We start from the raw sequence: 7,121 nt of genomic DNA, 5'->3' as shown, positions 1-7,121 counted from the left end.
CAAGCGCTTCGACTTCAAATGCCCCATCGAGGTGATGGGAGAGGTCATGCAAAACTCCATGGCAATGCGGCATGATGCTCCGGCTTCAATTCAATAACCGTGTTGCACTCAGCTCCTGCAACCGCCAAGGCATTCGTGCCGACTTCGCTGTTCAATGTGGCCCCTCAGACGCCGGGCTTCGGTGTTGATGAAACCATGAACCAGCTGGGCAGCGGTGAACTGAGCCCCATCACTGAAATTTTCAACATGAAGCACACCGATAACAAGGGCGCGATCAATGCCGTGCTCGACGGCACTGCTGCGCTGTATAACGGTCGCGACAGCATCCCGCTGACCGTCAAGGTCGGTGGCGTGGAACTGACCAGCGTCTCCACCGAAATCGTTAACGAAACTGATTCCGTACCTGGCGTGCAGCGGGAAATGGTCATCAAGGCTGCCACGCCAACGGCTACTCAATCGGGTAACTACTCGGGTAGCTTCGCTGTGGTATTCGAGCCTGTGTTGAAGCCGTGAAACAACTTTTTGAATAACAAAATACTTATTCAATAGTCTTGGCCCACTGGTCATCTTTGATGATCAGTGGACGCCAGCTCATCAAGTAACTCGAGTATTAAAGACCATGTTCCCGATGACGCCCATCGCGGCAGCGCTCGCACTTTTTTTATGTGCCAGTGCCTTGGCCGCGCCCACTAATAACGCTAACACGCCGCGCAGTCTGCTCGCTCAGGCCAAGGGGTTGCCGGCGGAATTCGAAGAACACTTCTTCGATGTGCCATTAGCTGTTCGGGTTGAGCGTGATCAACAATTTCTCGGTGAGGCGATGGTCGTGTTAAGCAAGGATGATCGTGTCACTCTGCTGGAATTTACCGACACCGGCGACAGCCAGATCCCTGCCAGTGAACGGGATGTATTGGGTAGTTTTTTGAAGCAGGGGGTAAGCCTGGGCGCCTGTCAGGGCAGTTGCCCCGACCAGGTACTGGCGGTGCATTACAACCTGCAGAATTCGCTGGTTTCGATCGCTACCGAAAATGCTGAGCGCGGCAGTGACGCTCTACGCTATTACGCTCTCCCCGAAAAGGGCAGCACCGGGTTGATCCTGCGTAATCAACTGAACCTCAACGGCGGTCAGGAGCAAGACCTCGGCGGTCGCTATGGCCTCGAGGCGAGCAGCAGCCTCGGCAACTGGACGCAACGCGTCAACCTGCAAGTGGCGCGCCTGGGCGGACCTGACGACAAGCTCTATCACGCGATGCACGAGCTGTACGGCCAGCGTGAATTGCAGGGCAATTTTTTACGCCTGGGCTATTTCACCCCCAGCTCCGAAGGCCTGACGCGGCAGTTGCGTTCATTTGGCGCCAGCCCCGATACGGCGGCGGGCGTGATGTTTGGCAGCTCCGACAGTCTGGCGATCAAAAATCCAACGCCCAGCGTTTATCCGATCTACGTCACGGCCAACCGCCAGGCATCGGTGGAAATCTATCGCAACGGTCTGTTGATCAACACACAAGCGGTCAGTGCCGGCCTGCAAACCCTCGACACCCGGGCGCTGCCCGGGGGCATTTACGAAGTCGAAGTGCGGCTGATCGAAGACGGTCAGATCACCTCAACCACCCAGGATCTGGTGTACAAACCCAGCAACTGGCGCAATCACGAAGAGCGCTGGCGCTACAGCCTGTTCGCCGGCCAGGAAAGCAAGCTGTTGAGCAACTGGGACGAGCAGTCTCGTGGCGACATGACGGCCGGCGCAGCGCTGAATTATCTGCTGCACCCGCGGGTGATCGTCGGTCTCTCGGCGCGGCAACTGCAGGGCAAGCAGCAGTTGGCTTCATCGATTGACTGGACGTTGGCCAATAACACCAGCCTGTACGCCAACGTTTACCAGACCGAAGACCACGGCACCGGAATGGATCTGCAAGGCATCTACAATTATGGCTCGGGCAACCTGTTCGCCACGCACAACCGCAGCTGGCTGGACACGACCAATCTTTATGAGACCTTGCCGGACGGTACGCGGGTTCGCCAACGCAACGTGTATATCGGCCAGACCGCCAACACTTCGCTGGCGATCAACCATCGACTCAACAGCAAGCAATCGCTCAATGGCCGGGTTTCCCATAGCGAGGGCAATGTCGAAGGCGTCGGTATCGATCTGGGCTGGACGCAACGCAGCCTGTTGCTCGGCAGCGATGCCAGTTGGCGTTTCTCGGTGTTCGATCGCCCCGCCAGTTTCAGCAGCGGGCAGGCGCGCAATCGCGGAGTCGATTTGAGCGTCAGCCTGGCCCTGGGCGCCAAGGGCGAACAGTGGTCGGGCAGCATCGGTACGCGCACTGCCCGCGAGGGTGGCCGCGACAACAATGCATCACTGACCTACAACAAAACTCTGCAAAACCACGTACTGCAAAACGTCTCGGTCACGGCGCTCGCTGACACCTATGGCGTCGGCGTGTCAGGCCTCGGCAGTTTTAGCACCGAGGCATTCAATGGCGATGCGTTCATTCAGCGCTCTTCATATAACGGCAATTACACCGGCGGTCTCAACCTCGACAGCACCGTGGCCGTGGGCGCAGACAAGATCGTCATGACCAGCCAGCACGCCAGTGGCGGTGCCGGGATGATCATCGACGTCGAAACCGACCTCGACGACATCGCCCTGCGCGCCGACGACCTCAGTGGCGGCAGCACAACCCTGCGTCCGGGGCGCAATTACGTGTCACTGACCGCCTACAAAAACAGCTCGGTGAGCTTCGATTTCGAAGGCAACCACGTGCCGTCCGCCAGCATTCAACCGCAGCGCGCCCGCTATCACATGAACAAAGGCGGGGTGGGGTATCGCAAGATCACCGTGAGCAGAACCCTGACCGTGCTCGGGCGTTTGCTCGATCCGCAAGGCAAGCCGCTCAAGGGCCATCACATCATCAACCACGCCAGTCGCGGTGTCAGCGAAGTGGACGGCTTCTTCTCGATGGAAATGAACGCCGGTTCACCGACCCTCGAAGTGCGCTCCGGTGAACAGTTGCTGTGCCAGTTCCGCCTCGACACGGCGAATGCGCGCAGTGAAAACGATGTGCTGATGATCGGGGATCTGCGTTGCACGCCGGATACGTTGGCCGATGCCACGCCTGCCCCGACGACGGCAGGTTGAACCCTTTCAGGAAGCGACTGATGCACATGAAAAATCAATCGAGCAGAGTGATGGGCGGGCTCTTTTCAGCCGCCGTATCGCTATGGCTTGTCGCACTACCCGCTGCTGCGGCTACGCAGGAAATCACGGCCGTGTTCAAGCCTGATCCGAATAATCCGCTGGTGAACAAATTTGTTAATACCACCCCGCAAAGCGGCGTCTGTCCGGGGCATATGCCGGCGCGCTGCGAAGCGCTGGGCATTTTCAGCATTCGAACGTGGGATATCAACTTTCGCTCAAATGGCCCGATGCCGGTGCTGCCGGTCCCGGATATACGCAAAGGCGCGATGTTCAAAGTGCCTTCGCAGTGGCGAAGCTTTGAGGTGATTTCAGACAAGGGCGAGCCCGCAACCGTCGAAATGCGCATTTCAGGGATCGGTAACCGCTTTAATATTCCCGATCCCCCAAGTGTTAATGCGTGGGGCCCCAGTGCGCCTAACTGGACGTTTCCACCTGCGCCTTGCGGGCACACCGGAATGTATGCGGCGGGTTCAACGCTTCGCCTGTGGTTCTGGATCGTGCCTGAAGGGGCGGGGGCCTGCGCCTTGACCGCACCGGTTGAGATCCCCAGCCTTAACTATGCGAACTTCGAGTACGCCTATGAACTGAGAACCCCCAATCCCTTGCGCATGGCTACAGGGCAGTACACCGGATCGCTCAGCTACACGTTGGGGCCGGGTCAGGACTTCGACTTTGGCGACATCATGATTCCCAACGATAACCTGTTGACCTTTAACTTCAATCTGGATGTGCAACACGCCCTTAAAGTCGAAGTTCCGCCAGGCGGCAATCGTGTGGAACTGTTGCCGCAGGGCGGCTGGCAGGCCTGGCTGCAGCGCAATCGCCGCCCTGAACGTCTGTTCCGCGACCAGACATTCAGTATCTCGAGTTCCAGCCGTTTCAAGATGCAGCTCGAATGCCAGTACGGCGACGGGAGCAATACGTGCCTGATCCGCGATCCGGTTTCCGGAGATGCCGTGCCGCTGAACATTGCCGTCACCCTGCCGGCCGGAATGATCGATGCCGGCGGGCAGCCAGTCAATCGACGTCCATTATTGCGCGACGGTACAGGCACCGAGCTTTTTGAGCCGGCCTATTACGTTGATCGCAAACCGGCAACGCTGCATTTCGAAGTCGGCCGTGAAGCGGTCGAGCAAATGCTTACCGGTGAGGGGAAAACCTACACCGGCGATGTCACCGTGATCTGGGATTCGCAAGTCTGAGCACCCTGTGTGCGTGTTTCGTTCATCGTTCTACATCCAGAGGCTGAAACCATGAATTATCGACTGGCGCTGCTACTCGCAGGCTGGCTACCGCTTATCTCCCACGCCGGGCCCGCGATCAATGTCGGCGTGGTCTACGACTACCTCGACGGTGACAAGAGCACCTACCTGAAGCGGGTTTTCAACAGCGGCGACGCCACGGCGTTCGTCAAGATCAACATTCTCGAAATTGTTTACGACGCCGACGGCACCGCGCGGGAAATTCCGCTGGTGAATCAGACCGAAGCCAATGCCCGTGATGGCTTGATGGCCAGCCCCGCGCGACTGATCGTCCCGGCCAATGGCATGCAGGGCAGTCGTCTGGTGTTCATGGGCGAACGGGAACAGGAACGTTATTTCCGCGTGCGATTCGTTCCGGTGGTGCCGGAAAAAGAAGATGAATTTGCGGTGGCCGAAGAGGAGCGCGATGAATACAAAAAAGGCCTGTCGGCAGGCGTCAACGTGTTGGCCGGCTACGGCACGGTGTTCTTCGTGAGGCCCAGGGAGACTCGGTTCAACAGCGTGATCAGCAACGAAGCGACCCGTTATGAAGTGCACAACAGTGGCAACAGTACGGTGGTGGTCGACGAGTTCAGAAACTGTTCGGCCAAAAATGAACGCGACTGCCAACCGACCACGAAACATCACGTATTGCCAGGCCGGTCCTTCAAGTTCGATAAACAAAGCGGCCGTGAATACAACTTCATGTTGATCGAGGGCAAGTCGAGCAAACCGATCGAGGTCAAGGGCTGATGCCCGGACGTAAAAGGTGATGAAGATGTCAAACCCCACACGCGCAGCCCTTTCACTGGGGCTGCTGTTACCCATGAGCGGCATTGTGAATGCAATCACCGAACGTGAAACGTTCGAAGTCTCGGTGAGTATCCCCAGCGCGGAGTTTTATGTAATCCCCTCCGAGCCCGACTGGATTCATCAGGAGCAGGCGCTGCCGTTCAATCCGGTATCGGGGAAGTTCACCCCGCTGCGCAAGAACTTCGATGTGAAAAACATCAATGGCGGCATTACGGCGCGCATGAGTACCGAGCCCTATCTGAGTAATGGCAGGGACACGGACAACATCCCGTTGACCGTCACGTTCAACCGCAAACGCCTGAGCCTCGTTGCCGAGCCCGTAATCACTGAACTCGATGGCCAGGCAGGCCAGCGGGTGGGTCTGGAAATAGCCGCGGCGTTACCGGTGGATGCTTACCGGCCAGGCAGTTACTACGGCAGCGTGCACATGATTTTTGAAGCGCTGGCGCCTTGAACGTTCAACCGGGAAGGCATCACTGCGCTGGCCGACATCCGGGCCGTTGGTTGGGTAATTGTCAGCTGTGCGGGCGTCGTTCGGCTCAGGTCTCGCCACAAGGATCGTCAAAATGAAAAGCAGTCGCCGATTCAACGATGCTCTAAAGCGTCTGGTTGCGGGCATTACGTTATCTGCGTCACTGAGCCTGCCGGCACAGGCGCTTACGCAAAATATCGACGCGTCGTTTCGACCCGATGCGGCAAACCCGCAAATGAACAAGTTTCGCAACGACACACCCATATCCGGGGTGTGCGAGGGACATATTCCGGCGCAATGCAAGGCGCTTAACATCTTCACGATTCGTGATACGGCTTTTCGCGCTACATCGATCGGGCCCATTCTGCCCGGCGCCGATCTGAGAAACGCTGCGATGTTCAAGGTTCCGTCTCAATGGCGGCCGTTAGCTGTTACCCACCAAATAACCGGCGAGGTGGAAACCGTCGAGGTGCGTATTGCCGGCATTGGCCACCGGTGGGATTTGCCCCATCCGCCGGGGGTTTCTGCGTGGACCTTGCCAGGACCTCCACAAATTGCCTGGAATCGGCGGTGGCTTGACGGGGTTGCTCCTTGTGTTGGGACCAGGTACATCGCAGCGAGCAGTACTATGGTGCTGTTCTTCTGGCTCGTTCCTGAAAATGCCGGCGCGTGCGGGTTGGCACCTGGCACTGAGATTCCCAAATTTTGGTATAGCCACCTGGAATACGCATACGAGCTCAGAACGCCCAATCCGTTAACCATGTCCACCGGCAACTACACCGGCTCCATCACCTATACCATGGGGCCGGGACAAGATTTCGACTTCGGTGATGTCATGATTCCTGACGACAACCTCTACACCTTCAACTTCAATTTGTCGGTGCAACACACCCTTAAAGTTGAAGTCCCGCCAGGCGGGAACCGGGTCGAGTTGCTGCCCCAGGGTGGCTGGCAAGCCTGGCTGAATCAGGGGCGCAGACCGACGCGATTGTTCCGCGATCAAACCTTCAACCTGTCGGCTTCTTCGCGCTTCAAGATGAACCTGGAATGCCAGTACCCCAGCGGTAACAACTGCGCACTCTGGGAGCCAAATGCCGGTCATGTCGTGCCGCTCGAAGTCAGCGTCACGCTGCCGAGTGGATTGACCGACGCGTCGAACCAGCCGGTCAATCGTCGTCCATTGCTTCGCGATGGTGTCGGTACCGAGCTGTTCCAGCCCGGTATTTACGTAGACCGCAAACCGGGTACGCTGCATTTCGAAGTGCCGCGTGATCACGTTGAGGAGATGATCAAGCAGGGGACCGCGCGCCAATACTCAGGCAACGTCACCGTCATTTGGGATTCACAGGTCTGAGCCTTGCCGTGGGGCGAGCCGCGAGTATGACGACAATCG

6 protein-coding genes are annotated in these 7,121 nt (G+C 57.9%); all 6 read left to right on the top strand.

Translation table 11 applies throughout. From position 1 onward, the window contains the following. The first annotated feature begins 99 nt into the window (after window positions 1-99). The 6 genes from JJD74_RS07030 (at window position 100) to JJD74_RS07005 (ending at window position 7,082) form a co-directional block, all read left to right on the top strand. Window positions 100-513 carry a CS1 type fimbrial major subunit gene (locus tag JJD74_RS07030; protein ID WP_200612501.1) on the top strand — a complete coding sequence of 138 codons (414 nt, stop codon included), beginning with the start codon at window positions 100-102 and terminating at the stop codon, window positions 511-513. A 106-nt stretch (window positions 514-619) separates the two neighbouring features. Continuing rightward, a complete protein-coding gene (locus JJD74_RS07025) occupies window positions 620-3,142 on the top strand; it encodes a TcfC E-set like domain-containing protein (protein WP_200612499.1) in 2,523 nt (840 codons plus the stop codon). Between the two features lie 20 nt (window positions 3,143-3,162). Next, window positions 3,163-4,404: a hypothetical protein gene (locus tag JJD74_RS07020; RefSeq protein WP_234451668.1), complete on the top strand. Its 1,242-nt coding sequence runs from the start codon at window positions 3,163-3,165 to the stop codon at window positions 4,402-4,404. Between the two features lie 51 nt (window positions 4,405-4,455). Then, window positions 4,456-5,196: a molecular chaperone gene (locus JJD74_RS07015; RefSeq protein WP_200612497.1), complete on the top strand. Its 741-nt coding sequence runs from the start codon at window positions 4,456-4,458 to the stop codon at window positions 5,194-5,196. 25 nt (window positions 5,197-5,221) lie between these two features. Then, the gene (locus tag JJD74_RS07010; RefSeq protein WP_200612484.1) at window positions 5,222-5,710 is read left to right on the top strand and encodes a CS1 type fimbrial major subunit; all 489 of its coding nucleotides are present in this window, start codon (window positions 5,222-5,224) and stop codon (window positions 5,708-5,710) included. 112 nt (window positions 5,711-5,822) lie between these two features. Next, on the top strand, window positions 5,823-7,082 hold the full coding sequence (locus tag JJD74_RS07005; RefSeq protein ID WP_200612481.1) for a hypothetical protein: 1,260 nt from the start codon (window positions 5,823-5,825) through the stop codon (window positions 7,080-7,082). Window positions 7,083-7,121 lie beyond the last annotated feature (39 nt).

Origin of the sequence: Pseudomonas sp. MF6776 (genome assembly GCF_016613125.1) — a bacterium.
In the GTDB taxonomy this organism is placed as follows: Bacteria; Pseudomonadota; Gammaproteobacteria; order Pseudomonadales; family Pseudomonadaceae; genus Aquipseudomonas; species Aquipseudomonas iridis.
This window is presented reverse-complemented; position numbering and strand designations above follow the sequence as displayed.

Bases quoted from the DNA above. Each gene is read 5' to 3' on its own strand.
- JJD74_RS07025 (WP_200612499.1), top strand. From the start codon at position 620: ATGTTCCCGATGACGCCCATCGCGGCAGCGCTCGCACTTTTTTTATGT.
- JJD74_RS07020 (WP_234451668.1), top strand. From the start codon at position 3,163: ATGCACATGAAAAATCAATCGAGCAGAGTGATGGGCGGGCTCTTTTCA.
- JJD74_RS07015 (WP_200612497.1), top strand. From the start codon at position 4,456: ATGAATTATCGACTGGCGCTGCTACTCGCAGGCTGGCTACCGCTTATC.
- JJD74_RS07010 (WP_200612484.1), top strand. From the start codon at position 5,222: ATGTCAAACCCCACACGCGCAGCCCTTTCACTGGGGCTGCTGTTACCC.
- JJD74_RS07005 (WP_200612481.1), top strand. From the start codon at position 5,823: ATGAAAAGCAGTCGCCGATTCAACGATGCTCTAAAGCGTCTGGTTGCG.